26 protein-coding genes and 1 pseudogene are annotated in these 25,862 nt (G+C 63.5%); 24 read left to right on the top strand and 3 right to left on the bottom strand.

Annotation, left to right across the window (positions count from 1 at the left end):
* Positions 1-17: 17 nt before the first annotated feature.
* Genes NKJ75_RS23180 through NKJ75_RS23160 form a run of 5 tightly spaced genes read left to right on the top strand, consistent with a single transcriptional unit; the run spans position 18 to position 3,972 of the window.
* The gene (locus NKJ75_RS23180) at positions 18-1,085 is read left to right on the top strand and encodes an ABC transporter permease (RefSeq protein ID WP_023669524.1); all 1,068 of its coding nucleotides are present in this window, start codon (positions 18-20) and stop codon (positions 1,083-1,085) included.
* On the top strand, positions 1,082-2,002 hold the full coding sequence (nikC, locus tag NKJ75_RS23175) for a nickel transporter permease (RefSeq protein WP_023745258.1): 921 nt from the start codon (positions 1,082-1,084) through the stop codon (positions 2,000-2,002). The genes NKJ75_RS23180 and nikC overlap by 4 nt, the downstream gene beginning before the upstream one ends.
* 10 nt (positions 2,003-2,012) lie before the next feature.
* Positions 2,013-2,849: an ABC transporter ATP-binding protein gene (locus NKJ75_RS23170; protein ID WP_023669526.1), complete on the top strand. Its 837-nt coding sequence runs from the start codon at positions 2,013-2,015 to the stop codon at positions 2,847-2,849.
* Positions 2,846-3,595, top strand: a complete 750-nt coding sequence (locus NKJ75_RS23165; protein ID WP_023669527.1) for an ABC transporter ATP-binding protein — start codon at positions 2,846-2,848, stop codon at positions 3,593-3,595. Before NKJ75_RS23170 ends, NKJ75_RS23165 begins: the two co-directional genes overlap by 4 nt.
* A 38-nt stretch (positions 3,596-3,633) precedes the next feature.
* Positions 3,634-3,972 carry a DUF2185 domain-containing protein gene (locus NKJ75_RS23160; RefSeq protein ID WP_023696743.1) on the top strand — a complete coding sequence of 113 codons (339 nt, stop codon included), beginning with the start codon at positions 3,634-3,636 and terminating at the stop codon, positions 3,970-3,972.
* Positions 3,973-3,984: 12 nt separating this feature from the next.
* On the opposite strand, the pseudogene NKJ75_RS23155 reads toward NKJ75_RS23160, so the two are convergent.
* A pseudogene (locus NKJ75_RS23155) lies at positions 3,985-4,768 on the bottom strand (efflux RND transporter permease subunit); the annotation flags it as partial.
* 195 nt (positions 4,769-4,963) lie between these two features.
* On the opposite strand from NKJ75_RS23155, the gene NKJ75_RS23150 reads away from it, so the two are divergent.
* Positions 4,964-6,241 carry a 4-aminobutyrate--2-oxoglutarate transaminase gene (locus NKJ75_RS23150; protein ID WP_023738174.1) on the top strand — a complete coding sequence of 426 codons (1,278 nt, stop codon included), beginning with the start codon at positions 4,964-4,966 and terminating at the stop codon, positions 6,239-6,241.
* Positions 6,242-6,363: 122 nt separating this feature from the next.
* Here NKJ75_RS23150 and NKJ75_RS23145 read toward each other — a convergent pair whose 3' ends face one another.
* Positions 6,364-7,617 carry an NAD(P)/FAD-dependent oxidoreductase gene (locus NKJ75_RS23145; protein WP_023696740.1) on the bottom strand — a complete coding sequence of 418 codons (1,254 nt, stop codon included), beginning with the start codon at positions 7,615-7,617 and terminating at the stop codon, positions 6,364-6,366.
* 490 nt (positions 7,618-8,107) lie between these two features.
* On the opposite strand from NKJ75_RS23145, the gene NKJ75_RS23140 reads away from it, so the two are divergent.
* The 18 genes from NKJ75_RS23140 to trmB all read left to right on the top strand — a co-directional run bounded on the left by NKJ75_RS23140 (position 8,108) and on the right by trmB (position 25,386).
* Positions 8,108-9,400 carry an imelysin family protein gene (locus NKJ75_RS23140; protein ID WP_352459202.1) on the top strand — a complete coding sequence of 431 codons (1,293 nt, stop codon included), beginning with the start codon at positions 8,108-8,110 and terminating at the stop codon, positions 9,398-9,400.
* A gap of 59 nt (positions 9,401-9,459) precedes the next feature.
* Positions 9,460-9,771 carry a (2Fe-2S)-binding protein gene (locus NKJ75_RS23135; RefSeq protein ID WP_023751927.1) on the top strand — a complete coding sequence of 104 codons (312 nt, stop codon included), beginning with the start codon at positions 9,460-9,462 and terminating at the stop codon, positions 9,769-9,771.
* Positions 9,737-10,222, top strand: coding sequence for a bacterioferritin (bfr, locus tag NKJ75_RS23130; protein WP_352500251.1), 486 nt, complete (start codon positions 9,737-9,739; stop codon positions 10,220-10,222). The genes NKJ75_RS23135 and bfr overlap by 35 nt, the downstream gene beginning before the upstream one ends.
* Positions 10,223-10,234: 12 nt before the next feature.
* The gene (locus NKJ75_RS23125) at positions 10,235-11,824 is read left to right on the top strand and encodes a di-heme oxidoreductase family protein (RefSeq protein ID WP_023751928.1); all 1,590 of its coding nucleotides are present in this window, start codon (positions 10,235-10,237) and stop codon (positions 11,822-11,824) included.
* A complete protein-coding gene (locus NKJ75_RS23120) occupies positions 11,824-12,903 on the top strand; it encodes an imelysin family protein (RefSeq protein ID WP_023751929.1) in 1,080 nt (359 codons plus the stop codon). The genes NKJ75_RS23125 and NKJ75_RS23120 overlap by 1 nt, the downstream gene beginning before the upstream one ends.
* A gap of 3 nt (positions 12,904-12,906) precedes the next feature.
* On the top strand, positions 12,907-14,022 hold the full coding sequence (locus NKJ75_RS23115) for a DUF1513 domain-containing protein (RefSeq protein ID WP_023699452.1): 1,116 nt from the start codon (positions 12,907-12,909) through the stop codon (positions 14,020-14,022).
* Positions 14,023-14,129: 107 nt separating this feature from the next.
* Entirely contained in the window at positions 14,130-14,807 is a 678-nt protein-coding gene (gene tsaB, locus NKJ75_RS23110) for a tRNA (adenosine(37)-N6)-threonylcarbamoyltransferase complex dimerization subunit type 1 TsaB (RefSeq protein ID WP_023682015.1), read from the top strand.
* Positions 14,807-15,301: a ribosomal protein S18-alanine N-acetyltransferase gene (gene rimI / locus NKJ75_RS23105; protein WP_023669542.1), complete on the top strand. Its 495-nt coding sequence runs from the start codon at positions 14,807-14,809 to the stop codon at positions 15,299-15,301. The genes tsaB and rimI overlap by 1 nt, the downstream gene beginning before the upstream one ends.
* A gap of 28 nt (positions 15,302-15,329) precedes the next feature.
* Positions 15,330-16,130: a lyso-ornithine lipid O-acyltransferase gene (gene olsA, locus NKJ75_RS23100; RefSeq protein WP_352500250.1), complete on the top strand. Its 801-nt coding sequence runs from the start codon at positions 15,330-15,332 to the stop codon at positions 16,128-16,130.
* A gap of 76 nt (positions 16,131-16,206) precedes the next feature.
* Positions 16,207-17,616, top strand: a complete 1,410-nt coding sequence (miaB, locus tag NKJ75_RS23095) for a tRNA (N6-isopentenyl adenosine(37)-C2)-methylthiotransferase MiaB (protein ID WP_023751930.1) — start codon at positions 16,207-16,209, stop codon at positions 17,614-17,616.
* Positions 17,617-17,699: 83 nt separating this feature from the next.
* Positions 17,700-18,692 carry a PhoH family protein gene (locus NKJ75_RS23090; protein ID WP_027049340.1) on the top strand — a complete coding sequence of 331 codons (993 nt, stop codon included), beginning with the start codon at positions 17,700-17,702 and terminating at the stop codon, positions 18,690-18,692.
* Positions 18,693-18,709: 17 nt separating this feature from the next.
* Positions 18,710-19,216, top strand: coding sequence for an rRNA maturation RNase YbeY (gene ybeY / locus NKJ75_RS23085; protein WP_352500249.1), 507 nt, complete (start codon positions 18,710-18,712; stop codon positions 19,214-19,216).
* A 28-nt stretch (positions 19,217-19,244) separates the two neighbouring features.
* Positions 19,245-20,339, top strand: a complete 1,095-nt coding sequence (locus NKJ75_RS23080) for a hemolysin family protein (RefSeq protein ID WP_023826828.1) — start codon at positions 19,245-19,247, stop codon at positions 20,337-20,339.
* A 20-nt stretch (positions 20,340-20,359) separates the two neighbouring features.
* Complete coding sequence (locus NKJ75_RS23075; RefSeq protein ID WP_023831939.1) at positions 20,360-20,830, top strand: VOC family protein; 471 nt, start codon at positions 20,360-20,362, stop codon at positions 20,828-20,830.
* Positions 20,831-20,907: 77 nt separating this feature from the next.
* A complete protein-coding gene (gene lnt, locus NKJ75_RS23070) occupies positions 20,908-22,500 on the top strand; it encodes an apolipoprotein N-acyltransferase (protein WP_023831940.1) in 1,593 nt (530 codons plus the stop codon).
* Positions 22,501-22,637: 137 nt separating this feature from the next.
* Positions 22,638-23,057 carry a helix-turn-helix domain-containing protein gene (locus NKJ75_RS23065; RefSeq protein ID WP_023669550.1) on the top strand — a complete coding sequence of 140 codons (420 nt, stop codon included), beginning with the start codon at positions 22,638-22,640 and terminating at the stop codon, positions 23,055-23,057.
* 222 nt (positions 23,058-23,279) lie between these two features.
* Positions 23,280-24,545 carry a methionine adenosyltransferase gene (gene metK, locus NKJ75_RS23060; RefSeq protein ID WP_023826825.1) on the top strand — a complete coding sequence of 422 codons (1,266 nt, stop codon included), beginning with the start codon at positions 23,280-23,282 and terminating at the stop codon, positions 24,543-24,545.
* A gap of 139 nt (positions 24,546-24,684) precedes the next feature.
* Positions 24,685-25,386: a tRNA (guanine(46)-N(7))-methyltransferase TrmB gene (gene trmB / locus NKJ75_RS23055; protein WP_352500248.1), complete on the top strand. Its 702-nt coding sequence runs from the start codon at positions 24,685-24,687 to the stop codon at positions 25,384-25,386.
* 42 nt (positions 25,387-25,428) lie between these two features.
* Here trmB and NKJ75_RS23050 read toward each other — a convergent pair whose 3' ends face one another.
* Entirely contained in the window at positions 25,429-25,593 is a 165-nt protein-coding gene (locus tag NKJ75_RS23050; RefSeq protein ID WP_023669553.1) for a hypothetical protein, read from the bottom strand.
* Positions 25,594-25,862 lie beyond the last annotated feature (269 nt).

The following is a 25,862-nucleotide window of genomic DNA, read 5'->3' as shown; positions in this document are numbered from 1 at the left end:
CCGGCGGACGCGCCCTGATGAGCGCGATTGAAAACCAGGCGACGGCGGGGCAGGGAAGCGCCCGCGCCGTCGCTATCTTGTTGGCGATCGGCCGCTTCCTGGTCATCGCCGTCACCACCTATCTCGGCCTGCTCGCGGTGACCTTTTTCATCGGCCGCGTCATCCCGATCGATCCGGTGCTGGCGGTGCTCGGCGACCGCGCACCGGCCAATGTCGTCGAGCGCACCCGCCGCGAGATGGGGCTCGACCTGCCGTTGATCGAGCAATTCTATATCTATCTCAAGCATGCGCTGAACGGTGATTTCGGCACCTCTGTGCTGACCACCAATCCTGTGATGACCGACATCCGCCGTGCCTTTCCGGCAACGATCGAACTGGCGACTTTGGGCACTTTGATAGGCTCGTTGATCGGCGTGCCGCTCGGCGTGCTGGCAGCGGTAAAACGCGGCAGTCTCATCGACCAGATCGTTCGCATTGTCGGCCTGATCGGCTATTCCGTGCCTATCTTCTGGATCGGGCTTTTGGGGCTTGTCCTGTTCTACGCCAAGCTCCAATGGGTGGCTTTTCCCGGCCGCCTCGACATCGTCTACGAGTACACATTCACACCGATCACCGGCTTCTACCTGCTCGACGCCGCGCTGCAGGGCCAGTGGGATGTCTTCTACGACGCTTACCGCCACATCATCCTGCCGGCAGGGCTGCTGGGCTATTTCTCGCTCGCCTATATCAGCCGGATGACGCGCTCCTTCATGCTGAACGAGCTGTCGCAGGAATACATCGTCGCCGCGCGCGCCAAGGGCCTGTCTGAAACGCGAATCATCTGGGGCCATGCGCTGCGCAACGCCGCGGTGCCGATGGTCACGGTGATCGCGCTGTCCTATGCCGGGCTGCTCGAAGGTTCGGTGCTGACCGAGACGGTGTTCTCCTGGCCCGGCATCGGCCTCTACATCACCAATTCGCTGCAGAACGCCGACATGAACGCCGTGCTCGGCGGCACCATCGTCATCGGTTCGGTGTTCATCGGCATCAATCTCCTGTCCGATGTTCTCTACAAGGTGCTCGATCCGAGGACGAAGACAGGATGAGCGCCGAAGCAATCCAAACGCGCCGCGATTGGCTGCTCAGCGATCGGCCGGCCTCGCGCATGCAGGCAAGGCTCGGCCGCGCCTACGTCGCTTGGCGGCGCTTTTCCGCCAACCGGCTGGCGTTTCTCGGCCTGCTCATCATCACCGCGCTGCTGCTGGTCGCCGCCTTTGCCGATGTGCTGGCGCCCTATTCGCCGACCATCGGCGATCTCAAGAACGCGCGGCTTTTGGCGCCGAGTGCGGCGCATTGGTTCGGCACCGACGATCTCGGCCGCGATATCTATTCGCGCATTCTTTTCGGCTCGCGCTGGACGCTCTACGTCGTCATTCTTGTCGCCGTCATCGCAGCCCCCATCGGCCTTTTGGTCGGCACCGTCGCCGGCTATGCCGGCGGCTGGACCGATGCCATTCTGATGCGCATTACCGACATCTTCCTCGCCTTCCCCAAGCTGATCCTGGCACTGGCCTTTGTCGCCGCCCTTGGCCCCGGGATCGAAAACGCGGTGTTGGCCATCGCCATCACCTCGTGGCCGCCTTACGCGCGAATTGCGCGGGCCGAGACGATGACCGTGCGCAATTCCGATTACATCAAGGCGGTGCAATTGATGGGCGCCTCGCCGTTCCGCATCGTGCTGCGCCACATCATGCCGCTCTGCATCTCTTCGCTGATCATCCGGGTGACGCTCGATATGGCCGGCATCATCCTCACCGCCGCCGGCCTCGGTTTCCTTGGCCTCGGCGCGCAGCCGCCGCTGCCGGAATGGGGCACCATGATCGCGTCCGGCCGTCGCTTCGTGCTCGACCAATGGTGGGTGGCCGGCGCGCCCGGCTTCGCCATCCTGATCGTCAGTCTCGGCTTCAACCTGCTGGGCGACGGCCTGCGCGATGCGCTCGATCCCCGGAGTGGCGACCAATGAGTGGTGACCAATGAGCGGTGCACTTCTCGATGTCGACGACCTGCGCGTCACCTTCCCGACTCGGACCGGCCTCATCCAGGCGGTGCGCGGCGTCACCTTCTCGCTCGGCCGAGAGCGGCTGGGCATTGTCGGCGAAAGCGGCTCCGGCAAGTCGCAGACCGGCCGCGCCATCATGGGGCTGACGCCGCCGCAGGCTCTGGTTTCGGCCAAGAAGCTCGCCTTGGACGGCATCGATCTTTTGGACATACCCGCCCGCCAGCGCCGGGCGCTGCGCGGCAAACGCATCGCCATGATCCTGCAGGATCCGAAATATTCGCTCGACCCGGTGATGAGCATCGGCCGCCAGATCGTCGAGACGCTGCGCACGCATGAAAAGGTCTCCAAGGCCGAAGCGCGCGAGCGGGCGCTGGCCATGCTGGAAGCTGTGCAGATCCGCGATCCCTCGCGTGTCTTCGACCTGCATCCGCACGAGGTGTCCGGCGGGATGGGCCAGCGCGCCATGATCGCAATGATGCTGATCGCCGGACCGGAACTGATGATCGCCGACGAGCCGACCTCGGCGCTCGACGTCACCGTTCAGCTCGATGTGCTCGGCATCCTCGACCGCTTGGTCAGTGAGCGCGGCATGGGTCTGATCTTCATCTCGCACGATCTGCGGCTGGTCGCCTCCTTCTGCGACCGCGTCATCGTCATGTATGCCGGCAAGGTGGTCGAGCAGCTCAAGGCGTCGGAGCTGCGCGACGCCCAGCATCCCTACACGCGCGGCCTGCTCAACTGCATGCCCAGGATCGGTTACGAACGCCACCCGCTGCCGGTGCTCGACCGCAAGCCGGAGTGGGCGGCATGACGCCAGCCATTTCGATTGAAGGGCTGGAGGTGGTGTTCGACCGTTTTCGCGCGCTGAAAGGGGCGAACCTCGAGGTGAAGTCCGGCGAATCCTTCGGCCTGGTCGGCGAGAGCGGTTCCGGCAAGTCGACGCTGCTCAAAGCCATTGCCGGCCTGGTGCCTGTCGCATCCGGTACTATCACGGTCAACGGCAAGACGCTGGGAGCGCGCCGCGACAAGGCTTTTTATCGCGAAGTGCAGATGGTCTTCCAGGACCCCTATGGTTCGCTGCACCCGCGTCAGACCGTCGACCGCCTGCTACAGGAGCCGCTCGCCATTCACGGCTTTGCCGATGGCGAGCAACGCATCCAGCGCGCCCTCGACGAGGTCGGATTAGGCAACGGTTTCCGTTTCCGCTACGCGCACCAGCTCTCCGGCGGTCAGCGTCAGCGCGTGGCGATCGCGCGGGCGCTCATCCTCGAACCGTCGATCCTGCTGCTCGACGAACCAACCTCGGCGCTCGACGCTTCGGTGCAGGCGGAAGTGCTCAACCTGCTGGAAGAGGTTCGCCGTCGGCGCAAGCTGACCTTCCTGATGGTCAGCCACGACCTCGCCATCATCACCCATATGTGCGAGCGCCTGATGGTGATGCAGAATGGCGAAGCGGTGGAGAACCTGACGGCGGGCCAGCTGATCGGGCACCGCGTGGAGAAGGATTACACACGCAATTTGCTTAGGGCGAGCGAGGGGTTTGTTCGGACGGCGTGAACTAGTTTCTTCCGCAGAATAATCGCTTGGGGAATTCCATGGAAGAATGGAAGTTTGCAGATCCGCCCAATGTCGCGGTGCTATCGGACAAGAGCATATTCAAACGGGGCGACTGGATCGCATACGTTGTGCATGAAGCTGACGATGACGAGAACTACAACGATGAAGGGGGCAGTTGGCAATTCTATAGCAGCGACTCTCGAGATTGGGATGAACGCGAGATAATGCTCGTTGGCCTGCAAGAGGTGGTGCAGCAGGATGAAAGCATCCTGGCATTGGCCGACTTGCCAAAAGGCTGGCATGCTTGGCGGACGTCAAAATCATCGCCATGGCAGCGAGCGAAATCGCGCCCCGAACCCTCTAACGATAACGAATGATCCGGCAAAGCCTTAAGCGGGGTCTTGCGCCAGTTCGCCGTTCTCCGGAACAGATGGTTCGTCCCCCTGCTTAGGCTCCTTGATCCTGAACCACGTCACATAAAGCGCCGGCAGGAACAGCAGCGTGATCGCCGTGCCGGCGATGATGCCGCCCATCATGGCGTAGGCCATCGGGCCCCAGAACACTTCGCGCGCGATCGGGATCAGCGCTAGGCTGGCGGCCGCGGCCGTCAGCGCGATCGGCCGCATGCGGTGCTCGGTCGCTTCGATCACGGCTTCCCAGCGGTCTTGGCCCTCGGCCACCAGATCCTCGATCTGCACGATCAGGATCACCTGAGTTGCGGATCAGGATGCCGATCAGCGCCAGGACGCCCAGAATGGCGACGAAGCCGAGCGGTGCGCCGCTCGGCACCAGGGCCGCGACCACGCCGATCAGGCCGAGCGGCGCCACCGCCACGACCAGGAACAGGCGCTGAAAACTTTGCAACTGGATCATCAGGATGGTCGCCATCACGAACAGCATCAGCGGCACCACCGCTGCGATCGGTCCCTGGCTTTTGGCGCTTTCCTCGACCGAGCCGGCGGTTGCAACGGAATAGCCGGGCGGCAGTTTGGCGATGAAGGCGTCGACCGACGGCTTCAATTCGTTGACGACGGTGGCCGGCAGCACGTCGCCAACGAGGCCTGCGCGAACGGTGATCATCGGGATGCGGTTGCGCCGCCACACCGTCGGCTGTTCGAGGTCGTAGCGGAAGTTCGCCACCGCGGCGAGCGGGATCGCTTCGCCGTTCCCGGTGACGGGTGAGCTGTCACGGACTGCCCCGTACGTGTATCGGTCGGCTGGTTAAGACCGGTCTGTCGAAGTGGCCCGCATCGACGACAGGCCCAATCGCCCGGCGGCGGTGCCAACTTGAGGAAAACGTGAAATAAGGTCAGAAGAGGCCTTGGCATTCATCTAACGAGAACGGGCGTCGGCCCGATGAGGGACGAAATGAAGAACGCAGCCATTTCTGAGCGCAAGAACCAGTCGATCTCGCGCGGCGTCGGCATGACGACGCAGATCTATGCCGACCGCGCCGAGAATTCGGAGATCTGGGATGTAGAAGGCCGCCGATACATCGATTTCTCCTCCGGCATCGCCGTCGTCAACACCGGCCACCGCCATCCCAGGGTGATCGAGGCGGTCAAGGCACAGCTCGACCGCTTCACCCATACCTGCCACCAGGTCGTGCCCTATGAGAGCTATGTCAGGCTGGCCGAACGGCTGAACGGCATGCTGCCCGGCAAGTTCGAGAAGAAGACCATCTTCGTCACTACGGGTGCTGAAGCGGTCGAGAACGCCATCAAGATCGCCCGCAACGCCACTGGCCGCCAAGCCGTCATCGCCTTTGCCGGCGGCTTCCACGGCCGCACCTTCATGGGCATGGCGCTGACCGGCAAGGTCGTGCCCTACAAGGTCGGCTTCGGCGCCATGCCGGGCGACGTCTACCACGCGCCGTTTCCGGTGCCGCTGCACGGCGTGTCTACAGCCGATTCGCTGGTCGCACTCGACAAACTGTTCAAGGCCGATGTCGATCCGGCTCGCGTTGCCGCCATCATCATCGAGCCGGTCCAGGGCGAGGGCGGCTTCTACGACGCGCCGCGCGAATTCCTGACGGCGCTGCGCAAGCTCTGCGACCAGCACGGCATGCTGCTGATCGCCGATGAGGTGCAGACCGGCTTTGCCCGCACCGGCAAGATGTTCGCCATGGATCATCATGAGGTCGCGGCCGACATTACCACCATGGCGAAAAGCCTGGCCGGCGGCTTCCCGCTGGCGGCGGTCACCGGCCGCGCCGAGATCATGGATGCGCCCGGTCCTGGCGGGCTCGGCGGCACCTATGGCGGCAGCCCGATCGGTGTCGCCGCAGCACACGCCGTGCTCGACGTAATCGAGGACGAAAAGCTGTGCGACCGCGCCAATACGCTGGGCGCCCGGCTGAAACAGCGGCTGCAGTCGATCCGCGACGATGTGCCCGAGATTGTCGACATCAGGGGTCTCGGCTTCATGAACGCGGTCGAGCTCAACGACGTCAAGAGGGGCCTGCCGTCGGCCGAGATCGCCAATGCGATCCGGCTGAAGGCGCTCGACAAGGGGCTGATCCTGCTGACCTGCGGCGTCTACGGCAACGTCATCCGTTTCCTGGCTCCGATCACCATCCAGGACAATGTCATGAACGAGGCGCTCGACATTCTGGAAAGCTCGATCCGCGAAGTCTGCGCTGCCTAGCGCAAAACCCTACCTCCCCCTTGTGGGGAGGTCGGACCGCAGGTCCGGGTGGGGGGCCTCGCGCCGACCCCAACCCCGCTGCTTCGCAGCGACCCTCCCCACAAGGGGGAGGGTAAGTGCGTCTAGCCCGCAGCCCGTGCCGGCTCATCCTGCTGGAACGCTGCCAGTGCAGCCTTCAGCCCGTCAGGTCCCTCAGCAATCGTCTGCGCCATCGGCGAAAACCCGGCCCCGAGCATCTTGCGGCCCAGCATATGGTCGCCCGGCCTGTTGACGGATTCGATGCCGAGCAGCCGGCTTCCAGCATAGTGGTAGATCGAGAACTTGTTCTCAGCGAGGTCGCCCAGCACGACATGGCTGTCGCCGCCCGAGGTCAGCCCGACCATCTGCAGTTTCATGTCGCCGATGTCAGACCAGAACCACGGCACCGCCGCATAGGCGTCCGTATGGCCGGTGATCGTGCGTGCGGCAAGCCGCGCCTGGTCGGTGGCGTTCTGCACCGATTCCAGCCGCACGTCGCCGCCGGTCGACCAGTGGCGGTAGGAAGCGGCGTCGCCGATGGCCAGAATATCAGGCACTGAGGTGCGCATCTGTTGGTCGACGCGGATGCCATTGGCGACAGTCAGTCCGGCAGCCTGCGCAAGTTCGACATTCGGCACGGCGCCGATGCCGACGATGACCATGCGCGCGGGCAGCCTTTCGCCGGTGGAGGTGATGGCAGCGCAGACATGGCGGTTTTCCCCTTCCAGCCTGGCAATGGTGGTGCCGGTGAGGATACGCACGCCGATCGCCTCCAGCCGTTGGCGGACATGGCTCGCCACCACCGGCGCCACGGCGCGGCCAAGCAGCCGGTCGACAGCCTCGACCAGGGTGACGTTGCGGCCGGCGGCCCTCAGCGTTGCCGCGATCTCCAGCCCGATGAAGCCGCCGCCGAGGATGACCACGTCTTCGCTTTGGGCGCTGAGCGCGCGGATCAGCCGCGCATCGGCGATCGAGCGCAGCGACAGCACGCCCGAGAGGTCGGCGCCCGGCAGCGGCAGAAGCCGCGGCCGCGAACCGGTGGCCAGGATGAGCCGGTCGAACGGCAGCACGCCGCCGCCCGCTATGTCCAGCTTGCGGCCTGCCGTATCGATGCTGTCGATTCGGACGCCCGGCCTGAAGTCGATGGCGCTGCCGGTGTAAAAGGCCTCGCCGCGCAAGGGTTGCGGCTTGGCATCGGCGTCCTTGATGAAGGTCTTCGACAGCGGCGGCTTGTGATAGGGCAGATCGGTTTCGTCGCCGATCAGTATGACAGGCCCGTCATAGCCTTCCTCGCGCAGGCTGGCGGCCGCTTGCACGCCCGCATGACCCGCACCGACAATGACGACCCCGTTCTTCATCGCAACCCGAATTCCTGTTTCAAATCTGGAGCATGATGCCGAAAAGTGTGAAGCGGTTTTCGGACGACATCATGCTTTGATTGTGAGCCGTTCCGCCAGATGGCGATTGTCTGCCGCCGTCGCAAGAGCCCCGGTCCGGGTCGCACCCGGAACGGTCGCTTGTCAATCGCGGCGTCTCTCACCTTGGCTGCTGGCTACGATTTAAAGTTGATAGTGCTAGTTTAGAATAATTCTAAACTGTTGTTTCAATTGAATTTTCTAGGGTTCACCAGTTGACTTCCGGCCTCGCCATCGTTTTATGGAGGCTCGCGCGTCAGCGCATCCCTTTGATGTTTGGGCCTTGAACCCGTTCGATTGGAGGCATTTGGTGTCTTTCTCCCGTGAGCCGCAGAGCGGCGCGGCATCTGTGGTGTCCTACGGCATGCCTATGTCCCGGCACCGTTTGGCACGCGCGCCTTTTACCGAATCCCCTTTGAACTGGAGACTGATGATGACAGCGCGATATGGCGGCAGACTGGCTGCGATCGGTGCCACGGCTATGTTGACGGCGGCGGTTTTCATCCTGCCGGCCAAGGCGGCGGAGATCGATGCCAAGGCGGTCATCAAGACCTATTCCGACATCGCGCTGGCCAAGTACGAGGATTCGCTGACCACGGCGCAGGCGCTCGACAAGGCTGTCGACGCGCTGCTTGCCAACCCGTCGGCGGACACGCTGAATGCCGCCCGCGATGCCTGGAAGGCGTCGCGCGTGCCCTACCAGCAGACCGAGGTCTACCGCTTCGGCAACAAGATCGTCGACGACTGGGAAGGCAAGGTGAACTCCTGGCCGCTCGACGAAGGCCTGATCGACTACGTCGCCAAGAGCTACGGCACCGAGTCCGACGCCAACGCGCTCTACACCGCCAATGTCATCGCTAACAAGGACATCGAGATCGACGGCAAGAAGGTCGACGCCTCGAAGCTTTCGCCGGAGTTCCTCGCCGGCACGCTGCAGGAGGCCGGCGGCATCGAGGCCAATGTCGCCACCGGTTATCACGCCATCGAATTCCTGCTCTGGGGCCAGGATTTGCACGGCACCGGCCCGGGCGCCGGCGAGCGTCCGTACACCGACTACGACCTCAAGAACTGCACCGGCGGCAATTGCGATCGCCGGGCCGAGTATCTGAAGTCGGCCAGCGATCTTCTGGTCTCCGACCTGCAGGAGATGGTCGGCAACTGGAAGGAAGACGGCGCCGCCCGCAAGAACCTCGTCGATGGCCAGCCGAACACCGCTATCTCGGTGATCTTCAACGGCATGGGCTCGCTGTCCTACGGCGAACTGGCCGGGGAGCGCATGAAACTCGGCCTGCTGCTGCACGATCCCGAAGAGGAGCACGACTGCTTCTCGGATAATACCTACAACTCGCATCTCTATGACGCCATCGGCATCCGCGCCGCCTATCTCGCCAGCTACACGCGCTTGGACGGCACCGTCGTTTCAGGCCCGTCGGTGCACGATATGGTCAAGGCGGCCGATCCGGCGATCGACAAGGAACTGTCCGACAAGCTCGACGTCTCGGTCGCCAAGATGGAGGCGATCAAGGCGCGGGGAGTGGCCGGCGAGGCCTATGACCAGCAGATCGCCGAGGGCAACACCGAAGGCAATGCTACCGTGCAGGCGGCAATCGACGCGCTGGTCGACCAGACCAAGTCGATCGAACGCGCCGTCGGCGCGCTGAAGCTGAACAACATAGCCTTCGAGGGGTCCGACAGCCTCGACGCACCGGACAAGGTGTTCAAGTAGCACCCCAACCAACCACCAGCCAAACGGCGCGGAGGGGCGCCGTCAGCCAGAGCCAATCCATGCTGATCTGCCATTGCAACATCATCACCGAAAAGGAGATTGAGCAGACGATCGTCGATCTGCTGGATCAGGACCCCTGGCAACTGATCGTGCCGGCGAAGGTCTATCACACGATGCAAAAGCGCGGTCGCTGTTGCGGCTGCTTCCCAAATGTGGTCGAAACGATCATTCGGGTCACCGAAAATTACCACGCCCGTTCGGAGGCGAGCGGCGTGGACATCGTTTCACACCTGGATCGCGTCAGAGGCCTGCGCGTCCAATATGGGAGCAGAATCCATGAAAGGCGAACCGCAGATCATCGAGCGGCTTAACGAGGCTCTGTTCCTGGAGCTTGGCGCCGTCAATCAATACTGGGTGCATTTCCGCCTGCTCGAAGATTGGGGATATGCCAAGCTGGCAAAGAAGGAACGCGCCGAATCGATCGAGGAGATGCACCATGCCGACCGGCTGGTGGCCCGTATCATCTTCCTCGAAGGGCATCCCAATTTGCAGTCCGTGGCGCCGTTGCGCATCGGCCAGAACGTCAAGGAAGTGCTCGAATCCGATCTCGCCGGCGAATATGACGCACGCACCGCCTACAAGCGTTCGCGCGAGATCTGCAACGAAGCCGGCGACTACGTGACGATGAAGCTGTTCGAGGAATTGCTGGCGGATGAGGAAGGTCACATCGACTTCCTCGAGACGCAGATCGACCTCCTTGCCTCGATCGGTGAGGAAAAATACGGCCAGCTCAACGCCGCATCGGCGGACGAGGCGGAATAGGACCATGCAGGAATGCGGCGCCCCCTAGATATTCTGCGCCGCTTGCGGCGGGCCGCCGGCCCGCTGCTCCTCAAAAACCCGCGATATCAGGCCTTTCGCGGGCTTTCGGTTGTAACCCTGGCGGCAATTTTGGCCCCGGCCCTGGCCGGATCGTCGGAACCGGTCGGCCTCGCCACGAGCCGCACCGACCTGACGCCGAAGGACCGGTCCCGCGTCCTTGCCGTTACCAGGCCAACCCAGGATTTCTCCAAGCCCGAATCCTTCGAAACGATGCAAGGCGGCGCCGGCACGTCGCGCAAGCAGGTCAACCGCGACGCCTTCTCGCAACCCTCTGAAAACATCACCTTCGAGGAACAGGGCAATTTCAAGCTCGGCAATGCGCTTTTCCGCAAGAACTGGGTGTCGTCGCCATCGTCGACCCAGGCCTCGGATGGTCTCGGACCGCTGTTCAACGAGCGCGCCTGCCAGAATTGCCATTTGAAGGATGGCCGCGGCCGACCGCCGGCCGCCGACCGCCGCACCACGTCGATGTTCCTGCGGCTGGCGCGCGATGCGAGCACGGCCGAGGAAAAAGCCGAGATTGCCGTGCACAAGGTGCTGAACTTCCCCGATCCGGTCTACGGCGCGCAGTTGCAGGAACTGGCGGTGCCCGGCCTCAAGGGCGAAGGCCGCATGTATGTCGATTATCGCGAGGAAAAGGTCACGCTCGGCGACGGTAGCATCGTTTCGCTGCGCAAGCCGAGCTATTCGCTCGACGGGCTTGGCTACGGCCCGCTTGACCCGCGCACCACGCTGTCGCCACGTCTGACCCCGCCCATGATCGGCCTTGGCCTGATCGAACAGATCGCGCCGGCCGACATCCTTGCCCATGCCGATCCCGACGACCGCGACGGCATTTCCGGCAAGCCCAACATGGTGCGTGACCTCAGCAGCGGGCAACTGACGCTTGGCCGCTTCGGTTGGAAGGCGCAGACCGCATCGATCCGCCAGCAGGCGGCGGACGCCTTTGCCGGCGATATCGGCATTTCGACGCCGGAAGAGCCCAGCCACTGGGGCGATTGCACCGCAGCCGAAGAGGCCTGCTTAGCCATGCCCAATGGCGTGCAGAAGCGGCTCGGCCCGGTCGAGGCGCCACCACCGGTGATGGACCTCGTCACCTTCTATTCACAGAACCTTGCGGTGCCGGCGCGGCGCGATGTCGGCGCACCCGCCGTGCTCGCCGGCAAGAAGCTGTTCTACGAGATGGGCTGCATTGCCTGCCATACGCCGAAATTCGTCACCATGCGCGGGAACAAGGCGCAGGCGTTCCAACTGATCTGGCCCTATTCCGACTTTCTGCTGCACGACATGGGGCCTGGCCTTGCCGACGGCCAGGCGGTGGGCGATGCCACGGGCAGTGAATGGCGCACCCCGCCGCTATGGGGCATCGGCCTGACAAAGACCGTCAACGGCAACGCTTTCTTCCTGCATGACGGGCGTGCGCGCACGCTTGCCGAAGCGATCCTGTGGCATGGCGGCGAGGGGCAGAAGGCGCGCGATCGCTTTGCCGCCGCCAATACGGCCGACCGCGATGCTCTCATCAAATTCCTGGAGTCATTCTGATGCTCAAGCGGGTTTTGCCTGTTCTACTCCTCCCATTGGCTCTGTTCGGTGCGTCCCCGGCATCGGCCTCGGTGAAAGCCTCCGATGTCATTCAAAGAGCGATCGACGGATTTGTCCGCCCCGCCTATGCCAGCCTGCATGGCCATGCCGGCACCTTGGCGAAGGCCATGGACGCGCTCTGCCAGGCGCCGTCGCAGGGCAACCTCGATGCCGCGCATGCCGGATTCTCGGCCACGGTCGCGGCCTGGTCGTCGGCTGAAATCATCGGCTTCGGGCCAATCAAGGAGAACAACCGGCTGGAGCGCATGCTCTACTGGCCGGACCGAAAGAGCATCGGCCTGAAGCAGGTGCAGGCGGCGCTGGCCGGCAAGGATCCGACCGCCACCGATCCGGCGCAGCTGGCGGGCAAGAGTGTCGCGATGCAGGGATTAGGGGCGCTTGAGTTCGTGCTTTACGGCGATGGCGCCGAGACGCTCGTCGGCAAGGACGAGCCCTATCGCTGCGCCTATGGCGCGGCAGTCGCCAAGAACATCGAGACCATGGCGGCCGATGTCGACGCGGCCTGGAAAAAACCGGACGGTTTTGCAGCCTTGTGGGCTAATCCTGGACCCGACAATGCGCTTTACCGCGACGGCACCGAAGCGGTGACCGAACTGGTCGGCGTCTTCATCAACGAGCTGGAAATGGTCCGCGACGTGCGCCTCAAAGGTTTTCTCGGCGCCAAACCGCAGGGTGACAAGCTGAGGCAAGCGATCTACTGGCGCTCGCAAAACACCGGCCTTTCATTAGCCGGCAACCTCTCCGGCATTGATTCGCTGTTCCAGGCCTCGAAGCTCGGCGACGCGCTGCCCGAGGATAGCAGATGGATGGCGGAATCCATCCATGTCCAGCTCATCAATGGCGTTGCCACTGCCAAATCCATCCAGGGTCGGATCGACAAGACGCTCGCCGATCCCGCGGAGCGCGGAAAACTCGAACATTTCGCGCTGATCACCTCCAGCCTGTCGGGCTTGATCGGCACCCGGCTAACCGCCGAGTTCGGCCTGACCGCCGGCTTTTCGTCACTGGACGGGGACTGACCAATGGTTGCGACACGCACGCCGCTGATGGACCGCCGCGATTTTCTCAGAGCTGCCGGCGCCGGCTTCGTCGCGTCAATGGCGCCGCGGGCCTGGGCGGACACGCTTGCCGCCGATGCCGTCTTTGCCACCGCCTTCGTCAAGCGCGACGGCAGCTTTGGCGCCGCTGTGTTGTCGGAAGCCGGAAAAGTATTGCATGCGATCGACCTGCCCGACCGTGGCCACGACGTCACCTTCGATCCGGTCTCGAAGCGCTCCGTGGTCTTCGCCCGGCAACCCGGCACCTTCGCCGTGGTCTTCGACCATGCCGGCCGCGAGCCGCCGCTGACCATCGCCAGCATCACCGGTCGGCATTTCTTCGGCCACGGTGTGTTTTCCACCGACGGCGCGCTGCTTTACGCCACCGAAAACAATTTCGACAATGCCGCCGGCGTCGTCGGGATCTACGACGCACGGGCCAAGTTCAGCCGCATCGGCGAGTTTCCGACCTATGGCATGGGGCCGCATGAGCTCTTGCTGCTCGGAGACGGCCGGACGATCGCCATCGCCAATGGCGGCATCGAGACCCATCCCGACTATGGCCGCGCCGAGCTCAACATCGCCACCATGAAGCCGTCCTATGTGCTGGTCGATCGCACAACCGGCGATCTCATCGAAAAGCACGAACTGCCGCCGGCTCTGCACCAGCTGTCGATTCGCCACATGGATGCCGACCCCACAGGCACCATCTGGTTCGGCTGCCAGTACCGCGGGCCGGGCACCGAGCGGCCACCGCTGGTCGGCCGCGCCACGCGCGGCAAGGGGCTGCAGCTGCTCGACATGCCGCAGGACGTGCTATCCGGCTTCCGGAATTACATCGGCTCGGTCGCCGCCAACCCGATTGCCGGCACGGTCGCGGTGTCTTCGCCGGAAGGCAATTCGCTGGCCGTCATCGACGCCGCCAGCGGCAAGATCGTCGCCACCAAGGCGCTGGTCGAGGTCTGCGGCCTGGCGCCCGACGGCCCGGGCTTCATGGCAACCACGGGTGCCGGCGAAATCATCGAAGGCAGCGGCGCGACGCGCTCCGAGCCCGACTATGTCTGGGACAACCACATGCTGCGCATCGCGCCGGCGGCGTAAGCCGTCCGGCCTGCACCGAAGCGAAGCCGCTTAACAATTTACGCGCTGGCTCTTGCGGCGGCGCGCCGTGGCGGGCAGAGGGAGACTGTTTTTCGAACCGGTCGCCCATGAAACTGCTCGCCATCGACTGTGCCGCCAATCTCTGCGCCGCTTGCGTCTATGACGCATCGGGCGGCAGAGAGCTCGGCCGCTCGGTACTCGATCTCGGCAAAGGCCACGCCGAACACCTGATGGCTGTCATTGACGAAGCGTTGAAAGCGGACGGCACCGATTATGCCGGCCTTGGCGCCGTTGCGGTCTCCATCGGTCCGGGTTCCTTCACCGGCCTGCGGGTGGGCGTCTCGGCGGCGCGCGGCCTGGCGCTGGCGCTGAAGATCCCGGCGATCGGGGTAACGACACTGGAGGCGCTGGCGGCCGAGGCGAGGGCGGCATTTCCCGGCCGCCCGATCCTGGCCGCTCTCGATGCAGGCCGCGAGGAGATCCATGCCGCGTTTTACGATGCGGAAGCGATTTTGCGCTATGGTCCGGCTGTGACCACACTTGCCCAAGCCGCGGGAATGGCGGCGGACAATCGTCCGGTGCTTGCCGGCACGGCCGCCGTGCAGATCGCAGCCGCGGCCGGTCGCGATTTCGATATCGGCCCGACGGCTGCCACCGCCGACATTGCCGTCTACGCCCGGCTCGCCGCTGCAAAAGGTGAGGGCGACAAGCCGAAGCCACTCTATCTGCGCGGCGCCGATGCCAAGGCGCAGGCCGGGTTCATCCTGTTGAGGCAGGAAAAGTGATGCGCATCCCTTTCCTCCAGCCGCGCCGCAGGGACTATGCGCTCGAGCCGCTGACCATCGCCGACAGCCCGGCAGCGTCGGTGCTGCATCGCGAGGATTTCGTCCGGCCCTGGACCGATGGCGAGTTCGCCGCGTTGCTCGAACAGGAAACCGTGTTCGGCTATGCCGCGCGCGAAATCGGCCAGGGCGCCAAGCCGCCGGTCGGCTTCGTGCTGGCCAGGCTTGCAGCCGGCGAGGGCGAGATTCTGACCGTGGCGGTGGCGCGCTCGCATCGCCGCCAGGGGCTCGGCTGGCAATTGATGGACGCCGTGCTGCGCGAATTGCATGCGCAGCGCGCCGAGGCGCTGTTCCTTGAGGTCGACGAGACCAATGTCGCTGCCATCGCCCTCTACCGGCGGCTCGGCTTCCGCCAGGTGGGCCACCGCGCCAATTATTACCGCTCGACCGAACATGGTCCTACCGGCGCGCTTGTCATGCGCCGCGATCTTCGCTAGCCAAAGTTTTGGGGCAGGGCCAAGCTGCATGATCGGAAAAATCAGGATTTTCCTGGCGCTGAGCCTCGTTGTCGTCGGTTCGCTGGTCCTTGTGCCTTTGCAGCTGCTGTCGATGAAGACCGGAATTTGGCGCGAGACGGTCATTCTGAAGGCCTGGCACAGCCTCATCGTCCGGACGCTCGGCCTGCGCATCCATGTCAAAGGCGCACTGTCCAGCCAGCGCCCGCTGCTGGTCGCCTCGAACCATATCTCCTGGACCGACATCATGGTGCTCGGCTCCTTTGCCGATGTGACATTCATCGCCCGGGCGGACATGGAGGGATGGCCGCTGATCGGCTGGCTGTCGAAACTGCAGCGTACGGTCTTCATCGAACGCGAGCGCAAGCGGACAGCTGGCGACCAGGCCAGCGAGATCGCCAGCCGCATGGCCAAGGGCGACGCCATGGTGCTGTTTGCCGAGGGCTCTACCGGCGACGGCAACACCATCCTGCCGTTCAAGAGCACCTTGTTCGGCGCCGCCTCGATGGCGATTTCGGAAGGCGCGGCCGAGCAGGTCTTCATCCAGCCGCTGGCGATTGCCTACACGCGGGTGCACGGCGTGCCTCTCGGCCGTCGCCACCGGCCGCTCGCTGCCTGGATCGGCGATCAGGACCTGATGCCGCATCTCAAGGTGCTGATGGCCGAAGGCGCCATTGACGTCGAGGTGCATTTCGGCGAGCCCATCGCCTTTTCCAAGGGCTCGAACCGCAAGGAAACGTCGAGGATGATGGAAAGCCAGGTGCGCGCCATGATGCAGGCCGCGCTCGCCGATCCCCGACCGAGCCGCTAGCGCAGGCCGAGCGCCTACAGGCCGATGCCCGAGAATCGTCTGTTTTTTGTCACGGAAAGGCGTTAGAAGCCGCCGGATGGATTTGAACACGATAGAGCGGAACGAAACCGACAGCGCCTCGCAAAGCGCTGCTGCGGCGTCCGCCCCGGCCAAAAAGGTCTTCGTCAAGACCTATGGCTGCCAGATGAATGTCTATGACTCACAGCGCATGACCGATGCGCTGGCCGCCGACGGCTACACCGCGACCGATGTCATCGCCGACGCCGACCTGGTGCTGCTCAACACCTGCCATATCAGGGAGAAGGCGGCGGAAAAGGTCTATTCCGAGCTCGGCCGCATCCGCGACATGAAGGCTGAACGCGCAGCAGTTGGGCGCGAAATGCTGATCGGCGTCGCCGGTTGCGTCGCGCAGGCCGAAGGCGCGGAAATCATCCGCCGTTCGCCTGCTGTCGATCTGGTCATCGGCCCGCAGACCTATCACCGGCTGCCCGATGTGCTGGCCCGGGTGCGTGGCGGCGAGAAGATCGTCGAGACAGAATACGCCATCGAGGACAAGTTCGAGCATCTGCCGAAGCCGAAGCGTGCCGAAATGATCAAGCGCGGCGTCACCGCCTTCCTCACGGTACAGGAAGGCTGCGACAAATTCTGCACCTTCTGCGTCGTGCCCTATACCAGGGGCTCGGAAGTGTCGCGGCCGGTGGCGCAGATCGTCGCCGAAGCCGAGCGGCTGGCCGATGCCGGTGTGCGCGAGGTGACGCTGCTGGGGCAGAACGTCAATGCATGGCACGGCAAGGGTGAGGATGGCATGGAATGGGGTCTTGGTCGCCTGCTGTTCCGGCTGGCCGAAATTCCTGGCCTGGCGCGGCTGCGCTACACCACCAGCCATCCGCGCGACATGGACGACGAATTGATCGCTGCCCATCGCGATCTCCCGGCTTTGATGCCTTATCTGCACCTGCCGGTGCAATCCGGGTCAGACCGCATCCTCAAGGCGATGAACCGCAGGCACACGGCCAAGGACTATCTGGCGCTGCTCGAGCGCATCCGCGCTGCACGCGGCGACATCGCGCTGTCCGGTGACTTCATCGTCGGCTTCCCCGGCGAAACCGAGGCGGATTTCGAGGCCACGATGGGTCTGGTGCGCCAGGTGAACTACGCCTCGGCCTTCTCGTTCAAATATTCGCCGCGTCCCGGCACGCCGGGCGCCGATATGCCCGATCACGTGCCGGAAGCGGTCAAGGATGAACGTTTGCAACAGCTGCAGGCATTGTTGCTCAAGCAGCAGCAGGATTTCGGCCTGGGCCTGGTCGGCAGCACCATCGACACGCTGATCGAGAAGCCCGGCCGTCAGGCCGGCCAGAAGGTCGGCCGCTCGCCCTGGCTGCAGCCGGTTATTGTTGATGAAATGGCCGGCGAAATCGGTGACATTATCCGGGTGCGAATCACGAAGACGGGCTACAATAGCCTGTTCGCCGAGTTGGCTTGATGGCCTCGGCAGATGAGGAGAGACGGTTGAGCGCTGCTGAAGTGAAGACTCTGCCCCAGAACCAGACATCCGGGGCCTCTGACATGGCGCACATCGTTCTGACTTTCGACAACAACAAGCTTGCCAGCGCCCTGTACGGCCAGTTCGACGAGAATTTGGCCCGGCTTGAGCAGAAGCTCGGCGTCGACATCCGCTCGCGCGGCAACCAGTTGACCATCAAGGGCTCGGCCTCGGCGGCCGAACAGGCGCGCCGCGCACTCGACAATCTCTACGGCATTCTCCAGAAGGGCACCGACATTGGCCAGTCCGACGTCGATGGCGCCGTGCGCATGGCGATTGCCGCCGACGACCAGCTGACGCTGCCGACGCTTGAACGCAAGGGCAAGGTTTCGGCCGCCCAGATCTCCACCCGCAAGAAGACGATCTATGCCCGTTCGCTCAACCAGGACGCCTATATGCGGGCACTGGAGCGTTCGGAACTTGTCTTCGGCATTGGCCCGGCCGGCACCGGCAAGACCTATCTGGCGGTGGCGCATGCGGCGATGCTGCTCGAACGCGGCATGGTCGAGCGCATCATCCTGTCACGGCCGGCGGTCGAGGCCGGCGAGCGGCTGGGTTTTCTGCCCGGCGATATGAAGGAAAAGGTCGATCCGTACCTGCGGCCCCTCTATGACGCGCTCTACGACATGATGCCGGCCGACAAGGTCGAACGTGCTATCGCTGCCGAGGTCATCGAAATCGCGCCGCTGGCCTTCATGCGCGGCCGCACGCTGGCGCATGCCGCCGTCATCCTCGACGAGGCACAGAACACCACGCCGATGCAGATGAAGATGTTTTTGACCCGCCTCGGCGAGAATTCGCGCATGATCGTCACCGGCGATCCGACGCAGATCGATCTGCCTCCAAGCACCAAGTCGGGCCTCGTCGAAGCCTTGCGTGTCCTTGACGGCGTGGCCGGCGCGGTAACCGTGCGCTTCAACGATGTCGACGTTGTGCGCCACCCGCTGGTGGCCGAAATCGTCAGGGCCTATGACCGCGACGCCAAGCTGGCGCGGGGCCTCGGCGCCGAGAGCTGATGTGACGATGCGGGCTCATGCCTGAAGACATAAGACCTGGCGGCGGGGATAGTTCGGTTCCCGTCGAGATCGATATGTCGGTCGGGGCCGGCGACTGGCCCGATGAGGCGGCGCTGACGCGTCTGGTCAATCGCGCCGTGTCGGCTGCCTTTGCCGAAACCGCTGCTGCCGGTCCTTCCGAACTCAGCATCGTCTTTTCCGACGATGCCCATATCCGTACCCTCAATGCCGGCTGGCGCGGCAAGGACATGGCGACCAACGTCTTGTCTTTCCCTGCTTTTCCGTTCCCCAGGGGTGGCAAGCTGCCGCCCATGCTGGGTGACATCGTGCTGGCCGCCGAGACGGTGGCGCGCGAAGCAGCCCTGGAAGACAAGCCCTTCGAGAACCATATCACCCATCTCGTCATCCACGGCCTGCTGCATTTGCTGGGCTACGATCATGAGACCGATGCAGAGGCCGAGGAGATGGAAGCCATCGAGCGCTCAGCGCTCGCAAGGCTTGCCATTCCCGATCCCTACACGTAATGACAAAAGACCAATTGACCGGACGACGATGAACGACAAACCAGAAACTGCCGCCCGCCCCGAGGCTGGCAGTGCGACAAAGCCTTCCGATACGACGGAAGAGGGATCGAGTCCGAGTCCCAGTTCCGGCAGCCTCGCTTCTGGTGGTATTGCCAGCGAGCCATCGCCTGCCGGTCCGTCCCTGTTCGACCGCGTCTTGGGCCTTTTCAGGCAGCGGAACGGCACCAGCCTGCGCGAGGAAATCGCCGGCGCGCTTGCCGAAACGACCAGCGATGCCGGGTCTTTCTCGCCTGGCGAACGCGCCATGCTCAACAACATATTGCGCCTGCGCGAGGTACGCGTCGAGGACGTCATGGTGCCGCGCGCCGATATTGAGGCCGTCGAGATCACCACGACGTTGGGCGATCTGCTCGGTCTGTTCGAGCAGTCCGGCCATTCCCGCATGCCGGTCTATTCCGAGACGCTCGACGATCCGCGCGGCATGGTTCACATCCGCGACGTGCTGGCCCACATCACCAAGGTCGCCCGGGTCAAGAAGGGCAGAACATCCAGGAAGACGCCGGCAACGACGCTTCTCGACCTCGCCCAGGTCGATCTCGGCCGCACCATCGGCGACCTCAATCTGATCCGCCCGGTGCTGTTCGTGCCGCCCTCGATGCTTGCCTCCGACCTGATGGGCCATATGCAGACGACGCGAACCCAGATGGCGCTGGTCATCGACGAATATGGCGGCACCGATGGTCTCGCCTCGCTGGAAGACATCGTCGAGATGGTCGTCGGCGATATCGAGGACGAGCATGACGAGGACGAGCCGCTGATCACCCAGACCGGCGAGGGCGTGTTCGTCGTCGACGGCAAGGCCGAGATCGACGAGGTCGCCAAGATGATCGGCGAGGACTTTACCGCCGGTGAGCATGGTGAATATGTCGACACGATCGGCGGCATGATTTTCAACACGCTCGGTCGCGTGCCGGCGCGTGGTGAGGTTGTGCAAGCCATCCCCGGCTTCGAATTCCACGTGCTCGACGCCGATCCGCGCCGCGTCAAGCGGGTGCGCATCGTCCAGAACCAGAAGGGCGAGCGTCGCCGCCGCGTGACCGCCCCCCGCACCGAGCAGGCCTAGGACAGAACGTTGCCCGGCCGATGACGATCGACGATCCCTTCAAGCACTCAACCTTTGGCTCGGGTGTCTTCTACAAGGACCCGCGAGCCGCATTGAAATGGCTCGAAACGGCCTTCGGCTTCGAGCCGAGCATGGTGGTCAGCGATGCCGACGGACGGCTGGTCCATGCCGAAATGCGCTTTGGCGACGGCTACATCATCGTCGATTCCGAATGGGCCGATCATATTGCCAGTCCGGTAAGCGTCGGCGGCAAGAACACTCAGTCGGTCTGTGTGCGTCTGAAAGACGGCCTGGACGTGCATTGTGGGCGGGCAATGGCGGCTGGAGCCCAAATCGTCGAGGAGCCTGCCGACCATTTCTACGGCGAACGGCAGTATCGGGCACGCGACCCCGAAGGCCATGTCTGGACCTTCTCCCAGACCTTGCGCACCGTGCCGCGCGAGGAGGCCGAGCACCTGAGCGGGCTACCCATCGAGGGATGGCACCGATAGCGCAGCGATCGGCCGGTTCGCGTTTCAATAAATCTGATAAATCTTGGCTCTTGATTCGCGCGACCTGGGAAGTCTGTATGGAGCGCCTTGCCGGCCGGATAATTCTGCTTTGGGGCTGGCGGCGCGCGCTGGTGGCGTTTCTTGCCGGGGCGCTGGCGGTGCTCGCCCAGGCGCCTTACGATTTCTTCGCCGTCTGTTTCGTCTCGTTTCCACTGCTGGTCTGGCTCCTCGACGGCGCCACCGGCGAGGCTTCCGACGGCTGGCTCAGGCGCCTGCGGCCGGCTTTTGCCATCGGCTGGTGGTTCGGCTTCGGCTATTTCCTCGCCGGCCTATGGTGGATCGGCGAGGCGCTTCTGGTCGAGGCCGACAGTTTCGCCTGGGCCTTACCCTTCGCGGTCGTAGGCATTCCTTTGGCGCTGGCATTTTTCTACGGCTTCGCCACCGTCGTCGCGCGGCTGTTATGGACCAACGATATTGGCCGCGTTGCCGCCCTTGCCTTTGCTTTTGGCCTGACGGAATGGCTGCGCGGCTTCCTGTTCACCGGCTTTCCCTGGAATGCCGTCGGTTACGCGGCGATGCCCGTGCCGCTGTTGATGCAAAGCGTGTCGGTGACCGGCATGGTCGGCATGAACGCGCTGGCGGTCTTTGTCTTCGCCATGCCGGCCTTGCTTGCAGCACGCCGGCATGTCCGTCTCGGTGTGGTCCTGCTTGCCATTCTCGTCGCCGCTCATGCCGGCTTCGGCTATGTCAGGCTCGCGACCCCCGACAAGCCGGCAACCCGCACTCTCGATGTCCGCATCGTGCAACCGGATGTCGACCTCAGCGAAAAATGGGACGCCTCGGTGCGCGACCGCATCTTCGCCACCATGATGGGCCTGTCGGTCGCAGCGCCCGATCCCGGTCATGACAAACCGCAGTTGATCCTGTGGCCGGAGACCTCGGTACCCTTCCTGTTCACCGAGCGTCCGGACGCGCTGACCGCGCTCGGCGACATGCTGCAGCCTGGTCAGATGCTGATTGCCGGCGTAGTGCGCGAGGAGCGCGGATCGGGGGCGGATTCCGACAGCCGCTACTACAATTCGGTGGTGGCGATCGACGACAAGGGCGAAATCGCTGATGCCGTCGACAAGGTCCATCTGGTGCCGTTCGGCGAGTATCTGCCGTTTTCCGGTCTGCTCAGCCGCTTCGGCATCGGACAACTCGTCGCCGGGCCGATGAACTTCGCCGCCGGCAACGAGCGCCATCCGATCGCTCTGCCCGGCGGCATCAGCGCCTTGCCGTTTATTTGCTACGAGGTGATCTTTCCTGATCTGGTGGCTGTTGACGCCACGTCATCCCAGCTTATTGTAAACGTCACCAACGACGCATGGTTCGGCGACACGCCCGGACCGTACCAGCATTTCAGGCAGGCTCAGATTCGCGCGGTGGAAAACGGATTGCCGTTGTTGCGCGCCGCCAACAACGGCATTTCCGCCGTTGTCGATACGCGGGGACGCATCGTCGACGCATTGGCGGTCGATGCACGTGGCGCCATTGACGTGCGGGTGCCGATCTCCGGCCAAGCCTTCATCTCCGCCGCGGGGCGGCGCATTAACGGAATGCTGATCATGTTGGTGTTTGCCGCAATCGCCCTCAGCTTGAACGTAAGGCAACGGCTACGGGTGAATTGACAGTCGACACATTAGAAACTCATACTGTTACCGCCTAATTTTCTCGAAGTCGGTTGGTGTTTCTGTTGGGGCAGTTGGCTCCGGCTTCGTTTGGGCGAGAAAAATAGAAAAGGCCGGAAAAATTCGGCGAGGAAAAAATGACAGAAGAAAACAAGAAGAAACCGAATCCGATCGACATCCATGTCGGAAGTCGCGTCCGCCTTCGGCGCAATATGCTTGGAATGAGCCAGGAAAAGCTTGGTGAAAATCTCGGTATTACGTTTCAGCAGATCCAAAAATATGAAAAAGGAACGAACCGCGTCGGCGCCAGCCGTCTGCAGGCAATAGCCTCGATACTCAGCGTGCCTGTCGCCTTCTTTTTCGAGGATGCGCCAGGGCAGGAGCCGGTGGGTAATAGAGGATTTGCCGAGGACACTTCGATGGCTTTCGCCGTCGAATTCTGCGGCAGTCCGGAAGGGCTTCAGCTCAACCGCGCGTTCGTCAAGATCGCGGATGTAAAGGTGCGCCGCCGGATTATCGACCTTGTGAAGTCCCTTTCTGCCGAAGATGCCGAGTGATTCGGTGGGTCGATTGACCCATTGGCCCCAGTAATCCCCTGGGCCCGAGTAGCCCAGAGGCTCGACTGCCGGCGGCGCCAAGCCGCCGGTGGTACAAGATATATTGCTGCGACACTCATGCCAGAACCGCGGCACCGCTTGACGAGCGGCGCCCGGCACCGTTAACACGTGGCGCGCCAAAATCGGCAGCCCTGCCGATCGTTTTTTCAAGAGGGGACACCCGTGACGCGGCAGAACTACTTCTTCACCTCGGAATCCGTGGCCGAGGGTCATCCGGATAAAGTCTGTGACCGCATCTCGGACGAGATCGTCGATCTGGTCTATCGCGAGGCCAAGAAGACCGGCATGGACCCGTGGAAAGTCCGCGTCGCCTGCGAGACGCTCGCCACCACCAACCGCGTCGTCATCGCCGGCGAAGTAAGGGTTCCCGATACTCTGCTGAAGCGGGACAAAGCCGGCAACATCCTCAAGGACGCCGCCGGGCATTCGGTCGTCAACCCGGCCAAGTTCAAGTCGGTCGCCCGCAAGGCGATCCGCGAAATCGGCTACGAGCAGGCCGGCTTCCACTGGAAGACGGCAAAGATCGAGGTTCTGCTGCACGGCCAGTCGCCCGACATCGGCCAGGGCGTCGACAGCGCCGCCGACCGCCAGGGCGAAGAGGGTGCCGGCGACCAGGGCATCATGTTCGGCTATGCCTGCCGCGAGACCCCGGATCTGATGCCGGCGCCGATCTATTACAGCCACAAGATTCTCGAACTGCTCGCCGCTGCCCGTCACGAAAACAACGGCGAAGCCGGCAAGCTCGGACCCGACGCCAAGAGCCAGGTCACCGTTCGCTATGTCGATGGCAAAGCCGCCGAAGCGACGCAGATCGTGCTGTCGACGCAGCATCTCGACGCGACCTGGGATTCCAAGAAGGTCCGCAAGGTCGTTGAGCCTTACATCCGTGAGGCGCTCGGCGACCTCAAGATCGCCGACGATTGCATGTGGTACATCAACCCGACGGGCAAGTTCGTCATCGGTGGACCGGACGGCGACGCCGGCCTGACCGGCCGCAAGATCATCGTCGACACCTACGGTGGTGCTGCCCCGCACGGCGGCGGCGCCTTCTCCGGCAAGGACACCACCAAGGTCGACCGCTCTGCCGCCTATGCGGCGCGCTATCTCGCCAAAAATGTAGTGGCGGCCAAGCTCGCCGACCGCTGCACCATCCAGCTGTCCTACGCCATCGGCGTTGCCCAGCCGCTGTCGGTCTATGTCGACCTGCACGGCACCGGCAAGGTCGACGAGGCCAAGCTCGAGGAAGCGCTGCGCACGGTGATGGATTTGTCGCCATCCGGCATCCGCAGGCATCTCGACCTCAACAAGCCGATCTACGCAAAGACCTCGTCCTACGGCCATTTCGGCCGCAAGGCCGGCCGAGACGGGTCCTTCTCCTGGGAAAAGACCGATCTGGCCAAGGCGCTCAAGGACGCGATCGCTGCTTAGGCATGATTCCAAAAAGTGGGTACCGGTTTTTTGGAAAAGATCATGCTCCAACAAAGGATTAGATTGAGATGAGATTTCAGCCAAACCTCATCTCAATCCCAAATCTCATCTCAATCTAAGCGCGGCGCGCGACCAGGCCATGGATTCACAGGACAGGCGGAGCCGGGCGACCGAAGGGTTCTTCGGCCGCCGGCACGGCAAGACCATTCGCCCGCAGCAGGCGGCGGCGCTGGAAAGCGGTCTTGGGGCCTATGGCCTCGACCTCTCCGTCCAGGCACCGGCAGAATTGCGCGCGCTATTCTCAGCGGATGTTTCAACGGTTCGGCTGGAAATCGGCTTCGGCGGCGGTGAGCATCTGCTGCACCGTGCCACGGAGGCACCGGCGACCGGCTTCATCGGTGTCGAGCCGTTCGTCAACGGCATGGCCAAGCTGATGATGGCGGTGCGGGAAAAGCCGCTTGCCAATCTTCGCGTTTATGACGACGACGCCACGCGCCTGCTCGATTGGTTGCCGCAGGCGTCGCTCGACGGCATCGATCTGCTCTACCCCGATCCCTGGCCGAAGAAAAAGCACTGGAAGCGGCGTTTTGTCAGCCCGCTCAACCTCGATCGGTTCGCGCGCGTGCTGAAGCCGGGCGGAAAATTCCGCTTCGCATCCGACATCGACACCTATGTGAACTGGACCTTGTTGCACTGTCGGGCGCATGGCGGGCTCCTCTGGCAGGTGCAAGATGGGGCCGACTGGCATCGGCCCTATGAAGGCTGGCCGGGCACACGCTACGAGGCAAAAGCCATTCGCGAGGGCCGACGGCCGGCCTATCTCACCTTCATCAGAAAATAGTTCGATGCGGGAAAGTGTCCCGCATCGACAGCCGGTCTGGCTTCAGAAACGGCCGATCTTGCCGAAAGCGGTCGGGTCCATGCCGAGCCGGCGCAGATCGTTGGCGCGCGGCTTGCGGCCGGCTTCGACGGCCCGCGAGGCGGCAACGGCGCTGCCGAACAGGGCAAAGGCGTCGCCTATGGCGGAAAACACGGTACGGTTGCTCATTGTCTTGACCTTTCGCGCGCCACCGCGCGCTCATCTTTGATTTGTAGGGATGTGAAATCCGGGATCACAGGGCCGTTACCGCATAGCCGGCATGCGCCGCGCGCAATCCTGCCAGCCGTCCCCGGCTGCACTCTGCCCGGCCCGTCAACAGACTTGAAACACCGGCCGGGATCGTCTATATCAGCCTCAAATTCTTGGTCGGTATGACGAAGAGTGGGTCCACCCGGTCCCGCTCTTTTTTATTACCTGCCGGTCAGCCATCAGCAAAG

It is taken from the genome of Mesorhizobium sp. M0058 (assembly GCF_040323095.1).
Taxonomy (GTDB): Bacteria; Pseudomonadota; Alphaproteobacteria; order Rhizobiales; family Rhizobiaceae; genus Mesorhizobium.
Note: the sequence above shows the minus strand (reverse complement) of the source record. Positions and strands in the feature narration are given on the sequence as shown.